Source organism: Cypionkella psychrotolerans (assembly GCF_001294535.1).
GTDB classification, from domain to species: domain Bacteria; phylum Pseudomonadota; class Alphaproteobacteria; order Rhodobacterales; family Rhodobacteraceae; genus Cypionkella; species Cypionkella psychrotolerans.
Genome location: NZ_LGIC01000073.1, coordinates 100,938 through 121,688 on the forward strand (window position 1 = coordinate 100,938; position 20,751 = coordinate 121,688).

23 protein-coding genes are annotated in these 20,751 nt (G+C 62.2%); 9 read left to right on the forward strand and 14 right to left on the reverse strand.

What is annotated here, in order from left to right; genetic code table 11:
* The first annotated feature begins 44 nt into the window (after nucleotides 1–44).
* Nucleotides 45–314, forward strand: coding sequence for a hypothetical protein (locus AKV04_RS17095; protein WP_054007629.1), 270 nt, complete (start codon nucleotides 45–47; stop codon nucleotides 312–314).
* A gap of 96 nt (nucleotides 315–410) precedes the next feature.
* The gene (locus AKV04_RS17100) at nucleotides 411–1,148 is read left to right on the forward strand and encodes a rhomboid family intramembrane serine protease (protein WP_054007630.1); all 738 of its coding nucleotides are present in this window, start codon (nucleotides 411–413) and stop codon (nucleotides 1,146–1,148) included.
* Nucleotides 1,149–1,219: 71 nt separating this feature from the next.
* On the opposite strand, the gene AKV04_RS17105 is transcribed toward AKV04_RS17100, so the two are convergent.
* From AKV04_RS17105 to AKV04_RS17130, 6 genes are all read right to left on the reverse strand, one after another.
* Nucleotides 1,220–2,008, reverse strand: coding sequence for an inositol monophosphatase family protein (locus AKV04_RS17105; RefSeq protein ID WP_054007631.1), 789 nt, complete (start codon nucleotides 2,006–2,008; stop codon nucleotides 1,220–1,222).
* Nucleotides 2,009–2,094: 86 nt separating this feature from the next.
* The gene (locus AKV04_RS17110) at nucleotides 2,095–3,609 is read right to left on the reverse strand and encodes an ABC-F family ATP-binding cassette domain-containing protein (RefSeq protein ID WP_054007632.1); all 1,515 of its coding nucleotides are present in this window, start codon (nucleotides 3,607–3,609) and stop codon (nucleotides 2,095–2,097) included.
* Between the two features lie 212 nt (nucleotides 3,610–3,821).
* Complete coding sequence (locus AKV04_RS17115; RefSeq protein WP_054007633.1) at nucleotides 3,822–5,351, reverse strand: DHA2 family efflux MFS transporter permease subunit; 1,530 nt, start codon at nucleotides 5,349–5,351, stop codon at nucleotides 3,822–3,824.
* Between the two features lie 6 nt (nucleotides 5,352–5,357).
* Entirely contained in the window at nucleotides 5,358–6,488 is a 1,131-nt protein-coding gene (locus tag AKV04_RS17120) for an HlyD family secretion protein (protein ID WP_235815683.1), read from the reverse strand.
* 1 nt (nucleotide 6,489) lies between these two features.
* On the reverse strand, nucleotides 6,490–6,951 hold the full coding sequence (locus tag AKV04_RS17125) for a MarR family winged helix-turn-helix transcriptional regulator (protein ID WP_054007634.1): 462 nt from the start codon (nucleotides 6,949–6,951) through the stop codon (nucleotides 6,490–6,492).
* A gap of 162 nt (nucleotides 6,952–7,113) precedes the next feature.
* Nucleotides 7,114–8,022: a LysR family transcriptional regulator gene (locus AKV04_RS17130; protein WP_054007635.1), complete on the reverse strand. Its 909-nt coding sequence runs from the start codon at nucleotides 8,020–8,022 to the stop codon at nucleotides 7,114–7,116.
* Nucleotides 8,023–8,111: 89 nt separating this feature from the next.
* On the opposite strand from AKV04_RS17130, the gene metF reads away from it, so the two are divergent.
* The 4 genes from metF to AKV04_RS17150 all read left to right on the forward strand — a co-directional run bounded on the left by metF (nucleotide 8,112) and on the right by AKV04_RS17150 (nucleotide 11,746).
* Complete coding sequence (gene metF / locus AKV04_RS17135; RefSeq protein ID WP_054007636.1) at nucleotides 8,112–8,990, forward strand: methylenetetrahydrofolate reductase [NAD(P)H]; 879 nt, start codon at nucleotides 8,112–8,114, stop codon at nucleotides 8,988–8,990.
* Nucleotides 8,991–9,130: 140 nt separating this feature from the next.
* Entirely contained in the window at nucleotides 9,131–9,568 is a 438-nt protein-coding gene (gene aroQ / locus AKV04_RS17140) for a type II 3-dehydroquinate dehydratase (RefSeq protein WP_054007637.1), read from the forward strand.
* Between the two features lie 73 nt (nucleotides 9,569–9,641).
* Nucleotides 9,642–10,676, forward strand: coding sequence for an AMP-binding protein (locus AKV04_RS17145; RefSeq protein WP_054007638.1), 1,035 nt, complete (start codon nucleotides 9,642–9,644; stop codon nucleotides 10,674–10,676).
* Nucleotides 10,673–11,746 carry an acetyl-CoA C-acyltransferase gene (locus AKV04_RS17150; protein ID WP_054007639.1) on the forward strand — a complete coding sequence of 358 codons (1,074 nt, stop codon included), beginning with the start codon at nucleotides 10,673–10,675 and terminating at the stop codon, nucleotides 11,744–11,746. Before AKV04_RS17145 ends, AKV04_RS17150 begins: the two co-directional genes overlap by 4 nt.
* 305 nt (nucleotides 11,747–12,051) lie before the next feature.
* Here AKV04_RS17150 and AKV04_RS17155 read toward each other — a convergent pair whose 3' ends face one another.
* Together AKV04_RS17155 and AKV04_RS27595 are read right to left on the reverse strand one after the other, a co-directional pair.
* Nucleotides 12,052–12,897 carry an oxidoreductase gene (locus AKV04_RS17155; protein ID WP_268871804.1) on the reverse strand — a complete coding sequence of 282 codons (846 nt, stop codon included), beginning with the start codon at nucleotides 12,895–12,897 and terminating at the stop codon, nucleotides 12,052–12,054.
* Nucleotides 12,779–13,186 carry an oxidoreductase gene (locus AKV04_RS27595; RefSeq protein WP_268871803.1) on the reverse strand — a complete coding sequence of 136 codons (408 nt, stop codon included), beginning with the start codon at nucleotides 13,184–13,186 and terminating at the stop codon, nucleotides 12,779–12,781. Before AKV04_RS27595 ends, AKV04_RS17155 begins: the two co-directional genes overlap by 119 nt.
* A gap of 100 nt (nucleotides 13,187–13,286) precedes the next feature.
* On the opposite strand from AKV04_RS27595, the gene AKV04_RS26700 reads away from it, so the two are divergent.
* Complete coding sequence (locus AKV04_RS26700) at nucleotides 13,287–13,523, forward strand: LysR family transcriptional regulator (protein WP_202905646.1); 237 nt, start codon at nucleotides 13,287–13,289, stop codon at nucleotides 13,521–13,523.
* 7 nt (nucleotides 13,524–13,530) lie between these two features.
* Nucleotides 13,531–14,184 (forward strand): LysR substrate-binding domain-containing protein, encoded by a 654-nt coding sequence (locus AKV04_RS17160; RefSeq protein ID WP_202905647.1) that lies wholly within the window; start codon nucleotides 13,531–13,533, stop codon nucleotides 14,182–14,184.
* Nucleotides 14,185–14,402: 218 nt separating this feature from the next.
* Here the strand turns inward: AKV04_RS17160 and AKV04_RS17165 are convergent, their stop codons facing one another.
* The 5 genes from AKV04_RS17165 to AKV04_RS17185 form a co-directional block, all read right to left on the reverse strand.
* Nucleotides 14,403–14,645, reverse strand: a complete 243-nt coding sequence (locus AKV04_RS17165; protein ID WP_054007640.1) for a hypothetical protein — start codon at nucleotides 14,643–14,645, stop codon at nucleotides 14,403–14,405.
* A 147-nt stretch (nucleotides 14,646–14,792) separates the two neighbouring features.
* Nucleotides 14,793–15,167 carry a hypothetical protein gene (locus AKV04_RS17170; protein WP_054007641.1) on the reverse strand — a complete coding sequence of 125 codons (375 nt, stop codon included), beginning with the start codon at nucleotides 15,165–15,167 and terminating at the stop codon, nucleotides 14,793–14,795.
* A gap of 260 nt (nucleotides 15,168–15,427) precedes the next feature.
* On the reverse strand, nucleotides 15,428–15,967 hold the full coding sequence (locus tag AKV04_RS17175; RefSeq protein ID WP_054007642.1) for a biotin transporter BioY: 540 nt from the start codon (nucleotides 15,965–15,967) through the stop codon (nucleotides 15,428–15,430).
* Nucleotides 15,968–16,094: 127 nt separating this feature from the next.
* Nucleotides 16,095–16,679: an energy-coupling factor transporter transmembrane component T family protein gene (locus AKV04_RS17180; RefSeq protein WP_054007643.1), complete on the reverse strand. Its 585-nt coding sequence runs from the start codon at nucleotides 16,677–16,679 to the stop codon at nucleotides 16,095–16,097.
* Nucleotides 16,654–17,379, reverse strand: a complete 726-nt coding sequence (locus AKV04_RS17185) for an energy-coupling factor ABC transporter ATP-binding protein (protein WP_054007644.1) — start codon at nucleotides 17,377–17,379, stop codon at nucleotides 16,654–16,656. Before AKV04_RS17185 ends, AKV04_RS17180 begins: the two co-directional genes overlap by 26 nt.
* A gap of 285 nt (nucleotides 17,380–17,664) precedes the next feature.
* Between AKV04_RS17185 and AKV04_RS17190 the strand changes: the two genes are divergently transcribed.
* Nucleotides 17,665–18,645: a bifunctional helix-turn-helix transcriptional regulator/GNAT family N-acetyltransferase gene (locus AKV04_RS17190; RefSeq protein WP_054007645.1), complete on the forward strand. Its 981-nt coding sequence runs from the start codon at nucleotides 17,665–17,667 to the stop codon at nucleotides 18,643–18,645.
* A 778-nt stretch (nucleotides 18,646–19,423) separates the two neighbouring features.
* Here the strand turns inward: AKV04_RS17190 and AKV04_RS17200 are convergent.
* Nucleotides 19,424–20,701, reverse strand: a complete 1,278-nt coding sequence (locus AKV04_RS17200; RefSeq protein WP_054007647.1) for a 4-aminobutyrate--2-oxoglutarate transaminase — start codon at nucleotides 20,699–20,701, stop codon at nucleotides 19,424–19,426.
* Nucleotides 20,702–20,751: the final 50 nt, after the last annotated feature.

Consider the following 20,751-nt stretch of genomic DNA (forward strand, 5'->3'; position numbering starts at 1 on the left):
GGCCGTCTGAGAGCGTGTTGCTCGGGTTAATGTGGAGTTTTACGATGCGTTTGATCGCCCCCCTCGCGGTGCTTGCCACCGTGCTGAGCCTGTCGGCTTGCAAAGAAGAAAAAGCTGTCTGCACACAGGAAGAGGCGCAGAAGAAGGTCACCGAAATGATGACCAAGATGCAGGATGTCGCCACCAACCACCCGGAAAAAATGGAAGCTTTGAGCAAAAAGGCGCAAGAGCTGCAAAGTGATCTGTCGGGTGTCGCCAATGACCCGGCCAAGGCCTGTGATGCGGTTGATCAACTGATCAAGGCTATGGAATAGACTGATTTTATGCAGAGCCTGCCCCGGATGCGGGCGGGCTCTTGCATCTGTGGGCGCAGGCTTTAGGATTTCAGCGATATCCGAAAGTCAGGCCAGATGTTTCCCATCCGCGATCATAACCCTTCGGGCCGTGCGCCCTATGTGACCTATGCGCTGCTTGCGGTGAATATCGCGGTGTTTTTGTTCTATTGGTTCAGCCAGCCCAGCGAATTTGCGCTGGCGAAGTTCTACTACACTTGGGGTCTGGTGCCGGCTTGGCTGATGCAGGGTGACGGGTATTCTGGCCTGATCACCCATATGTTCCTGCATGGCGGCTGGATGCATCTGGCGGGTAACATGCTGTTTTTGTGGATCTTTGGCGACAATCTGGAAGATCAGATGGGGCATGTCAGCTATCTGCTGTTCTACCTTGCCTGCGGGGTGCTGGCAGCCGGGTTGCAGGTTGCGGGCGATCCGGGGTTTGACGGGCCGCTGATCGGGGCCTCGGGGGCGATTGCAGGCGTGCTGGGTGGCTATTTGGTGCTGTTTCCGCGCGCCAAGATTGATGTGTTGTTCATCTTCGTGATCTTTTTCCGGGTGTTTTCGATTCCGGCTTGGGTCGTGCTGGGAGTTTGGTTCGCGGTGCAAAGCTTCAATGGCTATTCCGCGACCGAGGATGGTGTGGCCTATCTGGCGCATATCGGCGGGTTTATTGCTGGGGCGGTGTTGGTGCTGCCTGTGCTGATGCGGCGCGGGGGGGCCGGGTTTTGGGCGCAGAACAGGGGCAAGCCACCGCATCCGGCAGCCGAATATCCGGTCAGCCCCAGCCGCATCCCGCGTGTGCCCAAACGTTAATTTAGGGCGCTAGGGGTGTAGGCCGGGGCCACGATTTTTCTCAAAAATCGGTTTCGCGGAGCGTCGCGCGCTTATGCGTCGCGGATGATTTTGGTCAATGGCGCGAACAGGTTTTCATTGGCGCAGATCAACGCACCTTTTTCCAAGATGTCATAGCCTTCGCGCACCGGGCCGATCAGGCCACCGGCTTCTTTCACCAGCAGGATGCCAGCAGCGATGTCCCACTGCTGCAACTCACGCTCCCAATAGCCGTCAAAACGGCCAGCGGCGACGTAAGCGAGGTCCAGTGAGGCAACGCCCCAACGCCGCATCCCGGCGCAGGCGGGCATCAGGCGGGCGAGGTCGGCGAGGGTGGCGGGCAGGGTTTTCTTGGTGCTGAACGGCACCCCGGTGGCGAAGACGGCTTCATGCATGGCGCGACGACCAGACACCCGCAGGCGGCGGTCGTTCATCCAAGCGCCCGAGCCTTTTTCGGCCCAGAACATCTCATCCTTGGCGGCATCAAAAACCACGGCAGAAGTGATTTCGCCCTTATGCTCGAGTGCGATGGAAATCGCCCAATGCGGCATGCCGTGCAGGAAGTTGGTGGTGCCGTCCAACGGATCAACGATCCAGCGGCGGGTCGGGTCTTGGCCGTCTTGCTCGCCCGTCTCCTCGCCAAGCCAGCCATAGGTGGGGCGGGCGCCCATCAGATCCTCTTTGATGATCCGCTCGGCTTCGCGGTCGGCTTTGGTGACAAAATCACCGGGGCCTTTGGTCGAGACTTGCAGGTTCTCGACCTCGCGGAAGTCTTTCACCAACGCTTTGCCAGCGCGGCGGGCGGCCTTGATCATCAGGTTGAGGTTGGCACTGCCTTGCATGGGCGGGGACTCCGGTGGCGTCTGGGGTGGGGCGTAAGCTGGGGGGCATACACGGGTGGGGGAAAGAGCGCAAGGCGGCGGGGGCGTTAAGGCTGGCGGTTCAGTTCCGCTGTGAAGAAGGCTTCCGGGCTGTCGACCTCGATCAGACGGCGCTTTTCGACTTGCCAGAAGCGCGAGCCGACTGCGCGGATGAAATTGCGGTCGTGGCTGACCAGCAGGCAGGTGGCACCTTGAGTGAGCAGTTCTTGTTCGAGCGCCTCTTGGCCTTCGATGTCTAGGTGGTTGGTTGGCTCGTCCAGCAGGTAGAAATTGGGATTTGAGAGGCGGAGGAGGAGCATCGCAAGCCGGGCCCTTTGGCCGCCTGACAACTTGCCGAGGGGGCGGGGTTGCCAATCGGGTTTGATGCCTGCGCCTGCGAGCAGGGTTTTGGTGGTTTGATCATTGGCGTGCTGGCTGATCAGGGCTTGCGGGGTCATGCTGTCAGGCAGTTGCGCGAGGTTTTGGTCGGAATAGCCGAGGGCGAGGCTGGCGGCTGCTTTGATCGTTGGGTGTTGGGCTTGGATCGCAGCGAGCACGGCGCGGATCATTTGGGATTTTCCGGTGCCGTTTGCGCCCAAGATCACCACGCGGTCGCCGCGTTCGATCCATTTCTGGCCTGTATGGAACAGCGGGCGGGCGTCGGGCGTGGCGATGGCGGCATCGTTCAGGGTGATCAACGCTTTGGCATGGGTGCCGGAATTGGCCAGTTTGATCGCGCCCGACGAGGTTTCGCGATGGGCGGGGCGGGCGGCGGCCTCTAGCTTTTCGGCGCGGTCTTTCAGCTGTTTGGTCTTGGTGATCAACAGATCAGAGCCGGAGTTGATGCCGATGTTTTTCAGCTTGGCGGCTTGGCGGCGCAACTGGTCGGCTTTGTTCAGATCATTCTCAAAACGGCGAGAGTCGGCGGCGTCGGATTCCTCCAACGCGGCGCGGGCGCGGGAATAGGGCAGCGCGAACATCCGGCTGGAGGTGGCGCGCAGGAAAAGGCTGCGCGTGGTGGCTGCATCAAGGAAGGCGCGGTCGTGGCTGGTGGTGATCACGGCGGTATCGCGCGGCAGGGCGGTGAGCCAGCGTTGCAGGATGCCGATGCGGGAAAGGTCGAGATGGTTGGTGGGCTCATCCAGCAGATAGAGGTCAGGCTCATGGATGGCGGCGCGGGCCAACAGGGCAGTGCGTTGCCAGCCGCCAGAGAGGGCAGACAGAGGCGTGTCACGCAGGGCTTCGGGCACGGAGAGGTCATCCAGCACAATCTCGGCCCGCCACGACTCATATGCGGCTTGATCGGGCGGCAGGGCGGCGAGGGTGGCCTCGCGGAAGGTCAGGGGCAACAGGCTGGCGGGAACATCTTGATCGACCAGCGCGGATTTTAACCCACGGGTGCGGGTGATTTCGCCAGAGGTCGACTCCAAGGTTCCGGCCAAGCAGCGCAGAAGTGAGGATTTTCCGCGCCCGTTGGCGGCGATCAGGCCGAGGCGGTCGCCGCGCTCGATAGAGAAGGTCAGATCGCTGAACAGGGGTTGGCCGAGGGTCAGGGCCAAGGATTTGGTGGCAAGCAGGGTCATGGGTTTATCCGCATAGGAAATAGCGCGAAAGCGCCGTTAGGGGCGGACCGGGAAACCTGCGATGCGGCTCGGGTCAGCCCTGCGACAAAGGCAGGGCTGCGACAGGGCCATAGGTGCGTGGGTGGCAGATCAAGATCATGCACCCCTCCTGTGGCTTCGTGTGCCCCGACAGGCTACATTTTGCCCGAACGAAGGTCAATCAGCGGCGGAGATCAATCATGCGCAACCGGGGCTTCACCGGGAGCCATCACGCGCGGTTGCGCTTTTTTCAGAAACCACGCCAAGGGCAAAGCGCACAGCGTGATCACCATCATCAGATAGAAATCGTCGATGTAGCTGATCATCAGGGCTTGGATTGAAACCAGACCATCCATCTGTTGCAGCGTTGCGGCGGTCAGCGTGCCGGGCGGCACCACCATGTTAAAGTTGGGGTTGAAGGATGAGATCGCCACCGACAGATCGGCATGGTTGACCTGCACATTGCGGGTCAGCATCAGCGTCACCATCGAAATCCCAATCGACGAACCGATATTGCGCACCAGTGAAAACAGACTGGTGGCGTCGGCGCGCAGTTCCGGTGCGATGGTGGCGAAGGCGATGGTCGACAGGGGCACGAACACCAGACCGAGGCCCAAACCTTGCAACACGCCCGTCCAGATCACCGGGCCGGGGCCCATTTGCGGGGTAAACCCGGTCATAAAATATAGCGAGGCGGCGGTCAGGATCAGGCCCACTGACACCAGCAAGCGCGCATCGGTTTTCTGCACCAAGCGCCCGACGATCAGCATCGAGGCCATGGTGCCCACCCCGCGCGGACCCATCACAAGCCCGGTGGTGATCGTCGGATAGCCAAAAATGCGCGACAGCATGGGCGGCAGCAGGGCAAGCGAGGCCAGCAGGATGATGCCGATGATGAAGATGAACACCAATCCGGTGGAAAAATTGCGATCCAGGAACATCCGCGGCTCTAGGAAGGGTTTGTCGGCCCCCATGATATGGATGACGAACACCCACATCCCGGTCAGGGTCAGAAACAGATAGAGCCAGATTTCAGTGGACGCGAACCAGTCAACCTCACCGCCGCGATCCAGCATCAGTTGCAATGCGCCGATGCCGACGGACAGCATGCCAAAGCCGAAGAAATCAAAGCGGCGTAGGCGTTTGACGGATTTCGGCAAATAGGCGGCGCATCCCAGAAAGGCGATGATGCCGACGGGCAGGTTGACGAAGAACACCCAGCGCCAGTTGAAGCTTTCCGTCAGCCAGCCGCCCAAAGTCGGGCCGATGATCGGGCCGACCATGATGCCAGCGCCCCAAAGCGCCATGGCTTGTCCAGCTTTTTCGCGCGGATTGATGTCCAAGAGGAAGGTTTGCGACAAGGGCACGATGGCCGCGCCGAAGATGCCCTGCAGCAGGCGGAACAGCACCATCGACGGCAGGCTCCACGCGAGGCCACAGGCGATTGAGGTGATCACGAAGCCCGCGATAGAGATCAGGAAGAACTCACGTTTGCCGATGCGGTCGGAAATCCAGCCCGTCGCCGGGGTCATGATCGCGGAGGCGACGATATAGCTGGTCAGCACCCAAGTGATGGTGTCTTGGGATGCGCCAAGGTCGCCCGTCATGGTCGGCAAAGCGACGTTGGCGATGGTGGTGTCGAGCACCTGCATGATCGTCGCCAGCATAATCGACAGCGTGATCAAGCCCTTATGCGGGACTTCTGTGGTGGGGGCGGTGCTCATGGCGGGTTACTTCAGGAAGCTGGGGAGCAGGTCTGACAGGCTGCGGTGGCGGCCCGTGTCGACCGACACAGAGGCACTGACGCCCGAGGATAGGCCTTTGGCATCCTCGGGGTTGAGCAAGCGCAAAGTGACGGGAACGCGCTGGGTGACTTTGACCCAGTTGCCAGTGGCGTTTTGGGCGGGCAGCAGCGAGAACTCGGATCCCGTGCCTGCGCCAATGGCGGCCACGACCGCCTCGATCTTGCGACCGGGGTTCATGTCAAAGATGATTTCTGCCGGAGAGCCGACGGTAATGCCTTCCAACTGGGTTTCCTTGAAGTTGGCATCGACCCAAGTATCATCGGTCTGCACCAGCGCAAACAGACTTTGCCCGGGGGCGACCATCTGGCCCGGTTTGAACGACGAGGCTTGGTAGATCACGCCATCGGCGGGGGCTTTGACCACGGCATTGGCGTAGTTGTAGGCGGCCTGCGCGCTGGCGATCACGGCGGCGCGGACGGCGGGGTGGTTGTCGGTTGGGATCAGCGGATCACCCCCGATGGCCGCCAAGGCCGAAGCGACGGCTTGCTTGGCGAGATCGCGTTTGTCGAGGGCGGTGCGTTCATCATGGCGGGCGTCGATCAGGTTGGAATCGGTGGCCACACCCTTGGCACCAAGGCTTTCCTGCCGCTCACGCTCTGTGGTCTGGTACGCGGCTTCATCCTCGGCCAGTTGCAGGTTGGATTGGGCGGTGCCATAGGCCAGCTTCAACTGCTCGACCGTGATGCGGGCGGCGGTGACAGCGGCATCGGCTTGGGCCTGCGCCAGTCTGTAGGGCACCGGATCGACTTGGAACAGCACGTCGCCAGCTTTGACGGTCTGGTTGTCTTTCACCAGCACTTTATCGATCCGTCCCGCCACCGAGGAGGCGACCGAGATGCGGGCTTGGTGCAAGTAAGCGTTTTCGGTTTCTTCATAGCGCCCGCCCATCAGCCAATAGGCGCCCGCTGCGACCAGCAGCACCAAGGGGCCTGCGATCATCAGCACCCGGCGCTTTTTGCGCGGGGCTGGGGTGGGGGCTGGAGCGGACATCGGGGTGATCGGGGTGACAGTTGCAGGCGCGTTCGCTGCGGGGCTGTTGGTGGAGGTGGCGGTCATATCAAGTGTCCTTAACGTCTGCCGCTGCATCGCACACGGCCTGAGACAGGGTTGCAGTCACCGTGGCAAGCCCGGCGATAAGGGTGGCGCGCGCTTCGGGCGCAAGGGCCGACAACGCCTCGGCAAAGACGGAATCCGCCATCGCCTTCAGGTCATTCTTGATCAGCAGGGTCGAGGCTGTCGGCACGATCACCCGCACACGACGATCGTCGGGGTCTGGCTCGCGGGCGACCCAACCGGCTTGCTCCATCCGATCCACCAGCCGCGAGACCGAGATCGGCTCAATCTCCAGCTTGTCAGCGATGCGGGCCTGGCTGGCGCGGCCTTCGCGCAACACCACGGCCAAAAGCCGCCACTGCGCCGAGGACAGGCCATATTCCAACGCCCGCTGCGCGAAGCGTTTGCGCACCAGACGGGCGGCGTCGTGCAGCAGAGGGCCAAGCTGATCTTGTGCAAAATTCATTGTGCATAGATATAATAAGCCTGCTTATTATTCCAATGCAATTCTTGCATGGCTGCATTGCAGTCTGCGCGGATTAGTCGCGGTGTGGTTTGTTCAGAACCGGCAAGCCGCCACCGCACAGCGCACAGGCACACGATTTTCGATGCGTGCTGCGCGGTAGGATCATGACCCGCGTTGCAGCTTCACCGCCTCGGAGCGGCCCAATTTCAAGAAATGGCCGATATAGGGCTTGCTGGCGTCTTCCACGCGGGTGGCGGCATAGAGGCGTTTGGTGATGCTGCCCGGCCCCAACGGGCGGGTGACGTAATCGGCGTTGGATTTCACATCGCGCAGTACCCAATCGGGCAATACTGCCACGCCGCGATTAGAGCCCACCAGCATCAGGATCACCGCGGTCAGTTCCACCGGGCGCTGGGCGCGGGGCTCAATGCGGGCGGCGGTCAGCAGTTCGGTGAACACGTCGAGCTTATCGCGCGGCACGGGGTAGGTGATCAGGGTCTGGTCGCGGAAATCTTCCGCTTCGATCATTGCCTTCGCCGACAGCGGGTTCTGCGATGAGGCGATGAACATCGGGTGATAATCGAATAGCGGGTTGAAAGAGATACCCGGCAGCGGTTCGGGGTTGGACGAGATCACCAGATCGACCTCTTCGCGCAAAAGCGCGGGGAAACTGTCAAAGGCGAGGCCCGCACGGATATCGACATCGACCTCTGGCCAAGCGTGGCGGAACAGTTCCAGCACCGGAAACAGCCAGTCGAAACAAGCGTGACATTGGATGGCGATGTGCAAGCGGCCAGTTTTGCCCGCTTGCAGCGCGCGGAATTCTTCCTCCAGTGCGGTGATTTCTGGCAAGATGCGTTCCGCCGCGCGCAACATACGGATACCCGCCGCCGACAGCGTCATCGGTTTAGAACGGCGCACAAACAACTCCATCCCGACCTGCGCTTCCAGTCCCGCGACCTGATGCGACAGCGCCGATTGCGTCATGCTCATCAGATCGGCAGCACGCGCCAGGCCGCCCGCCTGATGGATGGCGCGGATGGTGCGCAGGTGGCGGAGTTCCAGGTACATGCGCGACTTTCATCATTATGGTGAAAACTATGAATTGGCTTCAATTTACGCGCGGTGGCATAACGGGGTCAAGTAAAAGGAGCTTCCCCATGCCTGCACCGCGTATCTCATTTGAATTCTTCCCGCCGCAATCTTTGGACGCCTCGTTCAAACTGTGGGAAACCGTGCAAGTGCTGGCACCGATGCAGCCGAATTTTGTCTCGGTCACCTATGGCGCGGGCGGCACCACCCGCAAGCTGACGCATGACGCGGTGGCCACGATCAAGCGCAATTACGGGCTGAACGTGGCCGCCCATCTGACCTGCGTTGACGCCAGCCGCGCGGAAACGCTTGAGATTGCGGAAGCTTATGCCGAAGTCGGCGTGACCGAGATTGTCGCCCTGCGCGGCGATGCCCCGAAGGGTGCGGATCGCTTTACCGCGCATCCTGACGGTTTCGCCTCGTCGGTCGAACTGGTCGAAGCCTTGGCGAAAACCGGGAAATTCAAGCTGCGCGTTGGGGCCTACCCCGAGCCGCACCCGGATGCTGCGGATAAATTCGCCGATGTGAGCTGGCTGAAGCGCAAGATTGACGCCGGGGCCAGCAGCGCCATCACGCAGTTTTTCTTTGAGGCGGATACGTTCTTCCGCTTCCGTGATGCTTGTGTGAAAGCGGGCATTACCGCGCCAATCATTCCGGGCATCCTGCCGATCCAGTCGTGGGACGGCACCAAGAAATTCGCCGCCCGCTGTGGCGCAAGCGTGCCTCAACGCTTGGATGAAGGTTTTGCGGTGGCCAAGCGTGACGGGCGCGAGGATTTGCTGGCGCTGACCCAATGCACCACCCTGTGCAGCCGCCTGATCGAAGGCGGCGCTGAAGATCTGCATTTCTACACCCTCAACCGCCCGGAACTGACCCGCGAAGTTGTCCGCGCTTTGGGCATTGCGCCGGAACTGTCCCCGCAAATTGCACTCGAAAAGGTCGCTTAAGCGTTAACGTCTCCCTGACGGCAGGTCCCCCAGGATCAGCGACCCCACTCGCGCGCCTCCCCCCACGGGAGGCGCGTTTTTTCTATGCGGGGGTGGGCAGGATGCGGTAAAGCTTGGAAAATATCGCAAGGATACCCGCAATGAAGCCGATTTTCGTTCTGAATGGCCCGAACCTGAACATGCTTGGCCTGCGCCAGCCCGAGATTTACGGGCAGGAAACCTTGGCCGATGTGGAGGCGGGGCTTTCGGGGCTGGCGGCAGAATTGGGGCTGGCGGTGGAATGTATGCAATCCAACCACGAGGGCCAGCTGGTCGATTGGATTCAAGACGCGCGCGGGGTGGCGGCGGGGATCATCATCAATCCCGGCGCCTATTCGCATACCTCGGTGGCGATCTTGGACGCGCTGAACCTGTTTGAGGGCGTGGTTTTGGAGGTGCATATCTCGAACATCCACAAGCGCGAGGCGTTTCGGCATCATTCCTTCGTGTCGGGGCGGGCGGAGGGCGTGATTGCGGGCTTTGGCACCGAGGGCTATCTGCTGGCGCTGCGGCGGATGGCGTCTTTGCTGAAGCGCTAGGGTCGTGGCGGCCTCCGGCGGGAGTATTTTTACCAGTATGAAATGCTTTCGATGGCATCCTGAGGCGAAGGTCGTGGGCGACGATCGGGCGTTGCGTGACGCGTTGGCGGTGCCGGGGCGGGCATTTCGGATTGGCGGGGCGGGCGCACTGCCTGTGGGCGAGGGGGTGTTTGAGACGCTGACTTCCGGCTCCTCGGGGCAACCCCGGCGGATTCTGCGCAGTATGGAGTCGTGGATTGCCAGTTTCGCGATGAATGCGGGGTTGTTTGGCATTGGGCCGGGGATTCGTGTCGCGGTGCTCGGCGATCTGGTGCATTCGCTGGCTTTGTATGGCGCGCTGGAGGGGCTGCATCTGGGGGCCGAGGTGGTTTTGCTGGGCGGCGTACGGCCGGATCGGCAGGTGCGGGCTTTGGCGGGGGCTGGGGTGATTTATGCTACGCCTGCGCAACTAAGGCTGTTGGTGGAGGCCGGGTGGCAGGCCTCTGGGCTGATCCTGGTTGGCGGATCAAAGCTGGACGCGGGGCTGCGGGCGGCGTTGAGCGGCGCTGAGGTGCGCGAGTTTTATGGCGCGGCGGAGGCGAGTTTTATCACTTTGGCGGGGCCGGATGCGCCTGCAGAGTCGGTGGGCGCGGTTTATCCCGGCGTCGAGCTTGATCTGCGGGCGGGACAGATCTGGGTGCGCTCGCCTTATCTGTTTCAGGGCTATGCCGGGGCGGATGCGGGCGGGGCAGTTTGGGATCAGGGCTGGCTGTCGGTGGGCGAGATGGGAAGGCTGGAGGGCGGCTATCTGTATCTGTCGGGACGCGCCGGGCGGATGGTGACCGTGGCCGATCAGAACGTGTTTCCCGAGGAGATCGAGAGCTTTATCGCTGGGCTGCCGGGGGTGGCACGGGTGGCGGTGCTGCCGCGTCGCGATGCGTTGCGGGGGGCTGTGATGGTGGCGGTGGTGCACGGGGATCGTTCGGCTGAGGCAGCGATACTAGCGGCCTGTCGGGGCCGATTGGGCGCGCTGGTTGCCCCGAGGGCGGTGATTTGGGTGGATGATTGGCCGGTGCTGGCCTCGGGCAAGACCGATCTGGTGCGGTTGGCGGGCGAGGTCGGGCTGTGAGCGTGATCTTGGCCGCGAAGCGGACGGCGGTGGTGCCTCGGGGCGGGGCGTTTGCGCGGTTGGAGATTGAGGAATTGGGCGCGCCTGTGGTGCAGGCTTTGCTGGCGGCGGCGGGGATGGCTGCGGCTTCGGTGGATGAGTTGATCTGCTCCAACGCTTTAGGGGCGGGGGGCAATCCGGCGCGGCGGGTGGCTTTGGCTGCTGGGTTGCCGGAGCGAGTGGCGGGGCTGTCGGTAGACCGACAATGCGCGGGGGGGCTGGATGCGGTTTTGTTGGCGCGGGCCTTGGTGGATTCGGGGGCTGCCGAGGTGGTGATCGCGGGCGGGGTGGAGAGTTATTCTCGGCGTCCGTTGCGGCTGCGGACCGATCCTGAGGGGGCGGCGGCGGTGGCCTACGATCAGGCGCGGTTCACGCCTTGGAGTGATCGTGATCCGGGGATGGCGGAGGCAGCGTTTGCGCTGGCGGCGCGGCTGGGGATTTCGCGGGGCGCGCAGGATGTTTGGGCGGTGGAAAGCCACGCCAAGGCGCGGGTGTGTGACGGCGAGATTGTCGAGGTTGCGGGGCAGGTTCGGGACGCGTTTGCGCGGGGCTTGAGTTTGGCGGTGGCGGCGCGGGCTAAGGTGGTCTGCGGGTCGATCACGGCGGCGAATGCGGCGGTGGCGGCGGATGCTGCAGCGTTTGTTTTGGTGGTGTCGGATCGGGTGGCAGCGGGGCGGGGGTTGCGGATTTTGGGCGGGGTGACGCTGGGGGGCGATCCGGTGGAGCCGGGGTTGGCTCCGGTGGCGGCCATTCGGGCGGTGTTGGATCGGGCTGGGGTTTCGGCTGAGAGGGTGGCGGTGGCGGAGATTATGGAGGCCTATGCGGTGCAGGCGATGGCTTGTGTGAGCGGGGCGGGGTTGGATGTACGCCGCGTCAATATCGGCGGCGGGGCGCTGGCGCGCGGGCATCCGATTGGGGCCTCGGGGGCGGTGCTGGCGGTGCGGTTGTTTTATGAATTGCAGGCCGGGATTGGCCTTGCCGCGATCGCAGCGGCGGGGGGGATTGGGACGGCTTTATTGGTGGAGAGATAGGTGTGTCCACGCGTGGACAGAGAGGCGGATTATGTGATTTCAATGGGTTATGGGGGGATCATTAGGGTTTTGTTAAGCTATTCACTTGCGCCATGTAGCTATGCTGGTACGGGAGTTTATAGCCTGATCTGAGTTTGTGGTGGGCAAGGCAAGCCCGAATCAATGCGTGCCTCGTCCCATGATTTTTGACAGAGCGCCTAAAGTGGTATCCGTTTTATCTGACCCAGAAGCCTCACAATGCGCGCAGCAGTTGGCGCGCAGGTCTTGGCGCGCAGTGTATGGGTCAAGATAAACGAGAAACCGCTCTAGGCATTGGCCACGCGCTTGGTGCTGGCTTGCGGTGTCAGGGCGAACCAACCCGGCGTGGCGTCAATCACCGCCCAAAGTTTTTCGGGGATGGCGAGGGCGGTGACGTGCTGGGGGTCGAGCGTGGTTTCGATCTGATCGGCGGGCCCGGTTTCAGCGAGTTCGACCCAATCGGGGTTCATGACCAAGCCTTGACCGACAGCCGCGACCGAGAGGCCGAGGGCCAAGGCTTGGCTGGCCTGTTCGGGCGTGCGCAAACCGCCCGCGGCGATCACCGGAATTCTGCCAGCGGCACAGGCTGCAACGCGCGCGGCAATCGTCTCGCCATTTGGATCGTTCATCGGGCGGTCGTTCAGCACGCTGGCGAGCGAGGTATGGATATAGTCGATGCCAGCGGTGATCAGATGATCCAGCAGCGCAAGGCTGTCGGTGACGCCGTAGTCATTCTCACCGGGTTCTTCGGGCGAAATCCGGTAGCCGAGCACGAAGAGGCGCGGGGCGTGGGCGGCGATCACGCGTTTGACCTCGGCCACCACCGACAGGGCAAAGGGCATCCGGTTTGCGAGAGAGCCTTGCCATTGATCGCTGCGCGGGTTGCTGGCGGGCGAGAAGAAATTCTGCAGCAAAAAGCCGCGTGCGCCGTGCAACTCGATGCCGTCAAATCCGGCCTCAATCGCGCGGCGGGTGGCTTGGCCGAAGGCTGCGATCAGGTCGTGGATTTCGGACTCACGCAGGGTGCGCGGCGTTTGCGTTGGGGCGAAGGGGGTGGGAGGGGCGAGGATGGCGCTGTTCGGCGTCAGGTCGGGCAGAGCTTTGGCCCCCGCATCGAACAGTGGCAGGGGCAGGCCCGCTGCCACTTTTGGTAGCCTCGGCCAGCTTCTTCAGGCTTGGCAGATAGCTGTCGTTGGTGGCGGCAAATTCGTGGCTGAAGCTGATACCGTTGGGCGTGACTTGGGTGCAACCGGTGATCACCAGACCGACTGCGCCTACACGGCGGCGGTAATAGACCGTCTCGGCGTCGGAAATCGTCAGATCGGGATTGGCGGCCCAAGTGGTCATCGGGGCGATGGCACCGCGGTTGCGCAGCGGCAGATTTGCAAGATGAAGCGCGTGGAAGAGCGGAGCGGCAGACATTGGAACCTCTTGGGCTGGTTTGGTTGAGGGCAACATAGACAGGCTGCGCTATGCGGATTGGCTGTTGAATATTGGCTGCGGTTAGAAGCGCTATTTCTGAATGGCGATGCCGAAGGACAATCTCAGCGATCTGCGCGCGTTTATTGCCGTGGCGCAGCTGGGCAGTTTTACCAAGGCGGCGGGGTTTGATGTCTCACAATCGGGGCTGAGTTCTACGGTGCGACTGCTGGGGGAGCGTTTGGGGCTGCGGCTGTTGGCGCGCACCACCCGCAGCGTGGCACCCACCGAGGCCGGGCAAAGGCTGATCGACCGGCTGGGGCCGCTGTTTGAGGATTGAGGCGGCGTTGAGCAGCCTGAAGGCGTTGCGGGCGCGGCCTGCGGGGAAGGTGCGGATTAATTCGGTGGAACATGCCTCGCAGGCGATTTTATGGCCCTCGCTGCGCGGGGTGATGGCGGAATATCCCGATATCGAGATTGAAATCATTGATGATTATCGGCTGGTGGGCATTGTGGCGGGGCGGTTTGATGCGGGTGTGCGGTTGGAGCAGCAGGTGGATCAGGATATGACCGCGCTGCGGATCGGGCCGGATTTTAGGCAGGTGATAGTCTGTGCTCCGGGTTATGTGGCGGCGCGTGGGCTGCCTCAGGTGCCGCAGGATTTGTTGGCGCATGACGCGGTGATGCTGCGCCTGCCCAGATCTGGCGGACTTTATCCGTGGAGTTTCGCACGCGATGGCCAAGAATTGACGGTGCGGCCAAAGGGCCGGGGGATTTTTAACACGGTGGCGCTGCTGCAGCAGGCGGCGATGGATGGTTTGGGTTTTGTGTCGCTGCCCGAGGATCTGGTGGCGGGGTTGATCGCCGAGGAGCACTTGGTGCGGATGCTGGCCGACTGGTCACTGCTGCGGCCGGGGTATCATTTGTACTGCCCAAGCCGCAGGCAACCCTCGCCCGCGTTTGCGATCGTGCTGGAGGCGTTGCGGCGGTTTCGCGGCTGAGGCGAAGGCGATTTTCGCGCGAAAATCAGGGGGCGTTCCCGCCCCCTCGGCCTGCGGCCCCACCCTCCTTTGGGATATGGGGGGCGGGACGAATTGGTGGGGGATTTGGTTTGGCGGTTTGGCGCTGTCACAGGTGTTTGGTGCGGCTTGGGGCCGGAAGTATCGCTGTGGTTGGTGGGGAAGCGGCGCAGATAGGCGCGCGCGGCTGGACGCGCGCGTCAGGCGGGTTTGAAACGAGCGGTGAGGATGACTGCGCCTTCAATGACCGCAACGCATACCCCAATGGCAGCTATGAGGGCGGCGTTTGTGGAGAGCACGGCTGCCAGCAATGCCCAAAGCGAGAAGACGACGGGCAGTTGGATGAAGGCGAGGAGAACGCTCATGAAGATTGCACTGGCACGCGACAATTTCAGCTTGCTGCCGCAGTTTGAGCAGGTCGTGCCGCCGCAATAGGCCTCCATGCGGTGTTTTAGGGTAAGGCTGCGCTGCTGGCAGTTTGGGCAGGCGCTGAAGCCTGCAGGAAACTTTGGCAGGGTTGGTTTGCTCTTGCGCGATTAAATCTGAAATGTGGACTCACAGTTGCAGAAATCTCCAATGCGGTGGGTGGTCTAGCATATCTGCGTTTGACCACAGCGCTCTGGTGCGAGGCCACTGGCCGCTTGCAGCAAGGTGAGGTCTGCGGCCTGACGCGCGCGTTCTTGCTGGATCAGCGGATGCGAGAGCAAGCGGGTTTCGGCGTCTTTGCTGTCTGGGAAGCCAAATGCCTCGATTGCGAGCTTGTCGGTGGCCTCGTAGCTGCGGCGCGCGGCCCAAGCAGCTTCTTGCGGGGTTGGATCAAGAAAACACTGCAACGCGTAGATAGTTGCCACAATGGCGTCTTCGCACAATGCGGCGGCTTGGCCGGGAATGTCGAAGATCAGCTCCATCATGGGGTCTAGCTGGGTCAGCATCGCCTTGACCTCGGCGCGGGCTGCGTGGGGCATGTATTGCGGTCAACAGGCCTTTGGTACGGGATTGGACAATGTGCAGGGCTGACGGATCAAGGCTTTCCGTCGTTGTGGCAAAGGCTTGGTATGATTTTATCAACCTTGCGGCAGCAGCCAATGCAAAGCTTACGCGTTGGGCACTTCCGAGCGTTTCCAGCGCGGCAAGGTTTAGCTTTTCATCATATCTGAGCAAAGCGACCTCGGTGTGGCAGCAAGCGACGGGGTGTATCCCGCCGCTCTGGTTCCGGCGCTAAGATCTACCCACGCGACAGCAGGGCTTCGGGGCGCATTTGGGCGATGGATTTGGTGATCAAAGCGGCGAGGGTGGCTTTGATCAGATCACCGGGCAGGAAGGCCACGGCAGCGAGAGCCATGTCGGGCAACGGTTTGTTCAGCATGATCGCCATGCCGGGGATGCCGAAGGCATACATCACGATGATACCGCCCAAGATGGCGCCTGCGAAGGCCGCCGGGAACAGTGCCAGCTTGGTGTTCTGGGTGATCAGGCCTGCAACAAAGGCGGCAATCGGGAAGCCGACGATATAGCCGATGCTGGGCGTCTGGATTTTCTGCCATGTCGTCATAAAGCCGGGAAACACCGGCACGATCAGGCCGACCACAAGGAACAAAATCACCGCCAGCGCGCCACGTTTGGCCCCCAACATGGTGCCGCACAGCATGATCCCCATGCTTTGCGCGGTGATCGGCACGCCTGCGGCGAGGTCCACTTTTGGCACCAGGCCCAAAACTGCGATCAAGGCGGCGAAAAGGGCGATGTGGGTGAGGTTCTTTTCCATTCGGGCTCTCCTGCTTGCGTCGCGGCAGTTAGGCTGCGGCTCTGGCAAAGGGCAACTGCTATTTTTGGACAGCCGGGTTCGGGGGTTGTCGGACATGGGGCGCTGAAATCTTGGTGCGGGCTGGGGTTCAGCCGAGGCCACCACGGGCGCGCAGAGCCTCGGCGGTGTGGGTCGCATCATCGAGGGCGGCGAGGGTGGTGGGCAGGAAGATCCGCCAGCCGGGGCGTTTGGGGGATCTGGCACGCCAGCTTTCCGTGATTTGTTCGGCGCGCATCAGCATGGTGGGGATGAAGCGGATGGTGAGGCCGATGGCCAGCGCGAGGGTTTTCGGGGCGATGATCGGGCTGAGCGGGCGGGCGAGGGTTTCGACGGTGCGGGTCATCTCGGTCAGTTTGCTGGTCATGGTGACGAAATTGGCGGCAGCGACGCCGATGATCATTCGGGTGATCAGGGTGATGCCAGCGGGGTCGCGCAGCCAGAGGTGCCAGAGTGCAAGGATCAGGATCAGCGGGATCAGGGGGCGGAGGTTTTTCAGGCTTTGCAGGGCGAATTTTGGCCCGCAGGACAGAATCAGGCCGGCGATGGGCGGGGCGATCAGCCATGGCTGCGGGGTGGCGAACAGCCCCACGGTGAGTGCCACGAAAGCGGCCATTTTGACGCTCGCGGGGATGCGGTGGGCGTAGGTCTCAATCGGGGAGGTGAGTGTCAGCATCTTGCTCTCCCAGTGTGGCCATCTCGGCGGTGAAGGCTTGCAGGGTTGGGCCGGGCGGGCCGTCGGCGCGGATTTCTCCTGCGTCGAGCCAGAGCACGCGGTCGCAAAGGGCCACGGCGGCGGGGTCGTGGGTGATGGTAATCAGGCGCTGCGGCAGGGCCGCGAGGCGGCGGGCGAGGCGGATTTGGGTGGGTAGATCAAGGCCCGCGAAGGGCTCATCCAGCAGGATCGTGCTGGGCTGCATAAGCAGGATCGAGAGCAGGCAGAGATAGTGGCGCTGGCCTTGGGAGAGGGTATGGGTGAGAGCTTTGGCCCAATGGGCGCGGGATTCTTGGGTGAGAAGCTGGGTGACGGCGGCCGCGGCTTGGGGTTCGGTTTGGCCTTGCTGGCGCAGGCCGAAGGCGAGTTCCTCGGCGACGGTGGGGAACAGGATCTGGTGGTCGGGGTTCTGGAACAGGATGCCGAGGCGAGGCAGGATGGCTTTGCGGTCGCTGGGATCAAAGCCGTCGATGCGGACGCTGCCGGTGGTGGGGGGGATCAGGCCCGCGATCAGGCGCAAGAGCGTGGTTTTGCCCGAGCCGTTGCGGCCGATGATGCCGATGCGTTGTTCGGTGAGGGTGAGGGAGAGGTTCGATAGGATGGCTTTGCCGCCGAGGGTGACGGCGGCTTGGATGAGGGTGATGCCTTGGGTGGTGGTCATGGATGCTCCCTGCTTCGGGAGGGTGATAGCGCGGGGCGGGGGAGGGGGGAAGGGGGTGAGGGTATGGCCGGGGGTGTCCACGTGTGGACAGGGGGGCGGTTTATGGGGAATCAAAGGGTTAGGCGGGTGGGAGTTAAGGATTGGTTGGGATTTGTCGTAGGCTGGTGGGCGCGGGATAGGGCAGAGTGACGGGTGGGAACGTCTGCCGGGTTCGGCATTCATTGGAATTGACACGGTCGGCAGATCTCAAATAAGTTGTATTATGCAACTTTATGGGATTGCCCTATGCCCAACGCTCCGGTCGCGGACTCTGTCGAAGCCATCCGCCGCGCGGCGCGGTTGCTGGTGCGAGAACTTGGGTTCATGGGCGGGGATTTCGCGGGGGGCGATCTGTCGCCCTCGGCGGTGCATGCTTTGATCGAGATTGAGGCGAGTGGGGTGACGGCTGGCGGGGTGACGGCTGGCGGGGTGACAGCGCGCGATCTGGGGTTACGGCTGCATCTGGAGAAATCCAGCGTCAGCCGGATGCTGCGCAAGCTGATTGCCGGGGGCGATGTGGTGGAGCAATCCGCCGAGGATGGCCGGGTCAAAATCTTGGCGCTGACCGAGGCCGGGCAGCGGCGGGTTGCGGCGATCCATGCTGTCGCGCGGGCGCAGGTGTCGGCTGCACTGGCGCGAATGCCACCGGGGCAGGATCGGGTGGTGCTGGAGGGGTTGCGGCTTTATGCCGAGGCCTTGGGCGCGCCTGTGCCGCCTGCGCCTGCGCCCGCGCTGCCTGCGGTCGAGATTGTCGAGGGCTATCGCTGCGGGTTGATCGCCCGGATCACCCAGATGCACGCGCTGTATTACGCGCAAAACGCGGGCTTCGGGCTGCGGTTTGAAGCGGTGGTGGCTGGCGGGCTTGCTGGGTTCAGTGATCGGCTGGACAGCCCGCGCAACGCGATCTGGGCGGCGCTGCGGGACGGCGAGATTGTGGGTTCCATCGCGATTGACGGCGAAGATCTGGGCGGCAACCTCGCGCATCTGCGCTGGTTCATCACCGATGCGGCGGTTCAGGGCACGGGAGCAGGCCGCAGGCTGTTGGCGGCGGCGCTGGGCTTTGTCGATGCGCAGGGGTTTGAGGCGACGCATCTGTGGACGTTCAGCGGGCTTTCAGCGGCGCGGCATCTGTACGAGGCACATGGGTTTGAGTTGGTGGAGGAGAGGCCGGGGCAGCAATGGGGCAAGGAAGTACTGGAGCAGCGGTTCGTGCGGAGGGGGAGATGAGGGGGGCGATTTGGTGAGGATGGGGGTAGATGGTGCAAATGATAGTTTTGCAATGTGGGCAAAGCTGGCATTGACGAAAAATGGGTTTCAGGGGACTGTCCGAGATCATGCAAAAGATCCTATGTAACTGCGTCCAAAACGCACCCGAAAGGCCAGAATATGCTACGGCCTTAAAGGCTTTGCAGCCTGTCTTGTATGATTTACCGCCTGTGATAGTTGCAATCGACGGCAAGTCTGGCGCTGGAAAGACTACCTTAGGTCGCTTCTTATCGTGGCGCTTCAACGTATCACTGCTTGAGTCCGATCTTTTTCTTATTCGGAGCGAACAGAAAATTAGTTATAGATATGATGATGTTAGGAATGTGATCCTGGCCAGATTAGACGGAAATAGGCCTATTATCGTCGAGGGTATCGTCGCTTTAGCTCTGCTGAAGGACACAGGTTTTGATCCAGAATTCCACATCCGTGTCGAGTGTGTGGAAGCTGATGTATCTGACATGGAGGAGTCGTGGGTTGGATACGCTGCCGAATGGCCAATGCAAGACTCACGATGCTTGGTTCTAGAGCTTCCAGTATTGCATGAAGCGCCCGACGAAACCCCCGGCGATTGTTGTTAGTGTTGTGCCAGCATTGGTCTGATTCAGGGCGCCTATTGGCAGCGCGTCACTTTCGGGACGGATCCTGAGTCCAAACCAAGCGAGCAAAACGAAATGGGCCGGAACGCTTCCGCGCCCCGGTCCAAAACATCTAACGAAAATCGGACCTTGACCAGTCCCGCTTACCCGACCCGCGCCGCCGCCACCGCCGCTTCCAGAATATCCATCGCCTCGGCGAAATGGGCGTCCGGGATGGTGATCGGGGCCAAGAACCGCACGACGTTGCCGTAGACGCCGCAGGTCAGCAGGATCAGGCCGCGTTTTTGCGCCTCAACCCGGACGCGGGTGGTGAAGCCTGCGTCGGGTTCGTGGTTGGTGGGGTTGGCGAATTCGACGGCGACCATGAAGCCGGGGCCGCGGATGTCCACGATCTCGGGGGTGACCGAGCGGATGGCTTCGAGGCGCTGTTTCAAACGACCCCCGAGTTCATTGGCGCGGGCGCAGAGTTGTTCTTCCTCGATCACGTCCAGCACGGCATTGGCGGCGGCGATGCCGATCGGGTTGCCGCCGTAGGTGCCGCCCAAACCGCCGGGGTGGGCAGCGTCCATCAGGCTGGCTTTGCCAGTGAGGGCTGCCAGCGGCAGACCGCCCGCCAGACCCTTGGCCATGGTGGTGATGTCGGCGCTTACACCGGACTGCTCCATCGCGAACATGGTGCCAGTGCGGGCAAAGCCGGTTTGCACTTCATCGGCGATCATCACGATGCCGTTGTCGTCACACAGCTTGCGGACGGCACGGAGCAGGTCTTTTGGCGCGGGGTAGAAGCCGCCCTCGCCCTGCACGGGTTCAAGGATGATCGCGGCGACGCGGGTTGGGTCGAGATCGGCCTTGAACAGCTTGGTGATGCCCGCCATCGCATCATCGGTTGTGATGTTGTGGATCTCTTGTGGGAACGGCACATGGTAGACATCGGGCATCATCGCGCCGAAGCCTTTTTTGTAGGGATCAACTTTGCCGGTCAGCGACATGCCGAGCAGGGTACGGCCATGGAACGCGCCGCCAAAGGCGATGATGGCGTTGCGGCCCGTGGCGATGCGAGCGACTTTCACCGCATTTTCAACGGCTTCGGCACCCGTGGTCACGAACACGGTTTTCTTCGGGAAATCACCTGGGACAAGGGCGTTCAGACGTTCGGCCAAGCGCACATAGTTCTCATAGGGCAGAACTTGGTGGCAGGTGTGGGTGAACTTCGCCAGTTGTGCGGTGACGGCGGCCATGACTTTCGGGTGGCAATGCCCGGTGTTGACCACGGCGATGCCCGCGGCGAAGTCGATATAGCGGTTGCCCTCGATATCCCAGACTTCGGAATTCAGCGCGCGATCGACGTAGATCTCGGTTTGCACGCCCACGCCGCGTGAGATGCTATCGGTGCGGCGGCGGGCGATTTCGGCATTTTTCATGGTGTTTTCCTCGGTAGGGGGCGCCCGGTTGCGTCGTGTGGGGCGGCGGA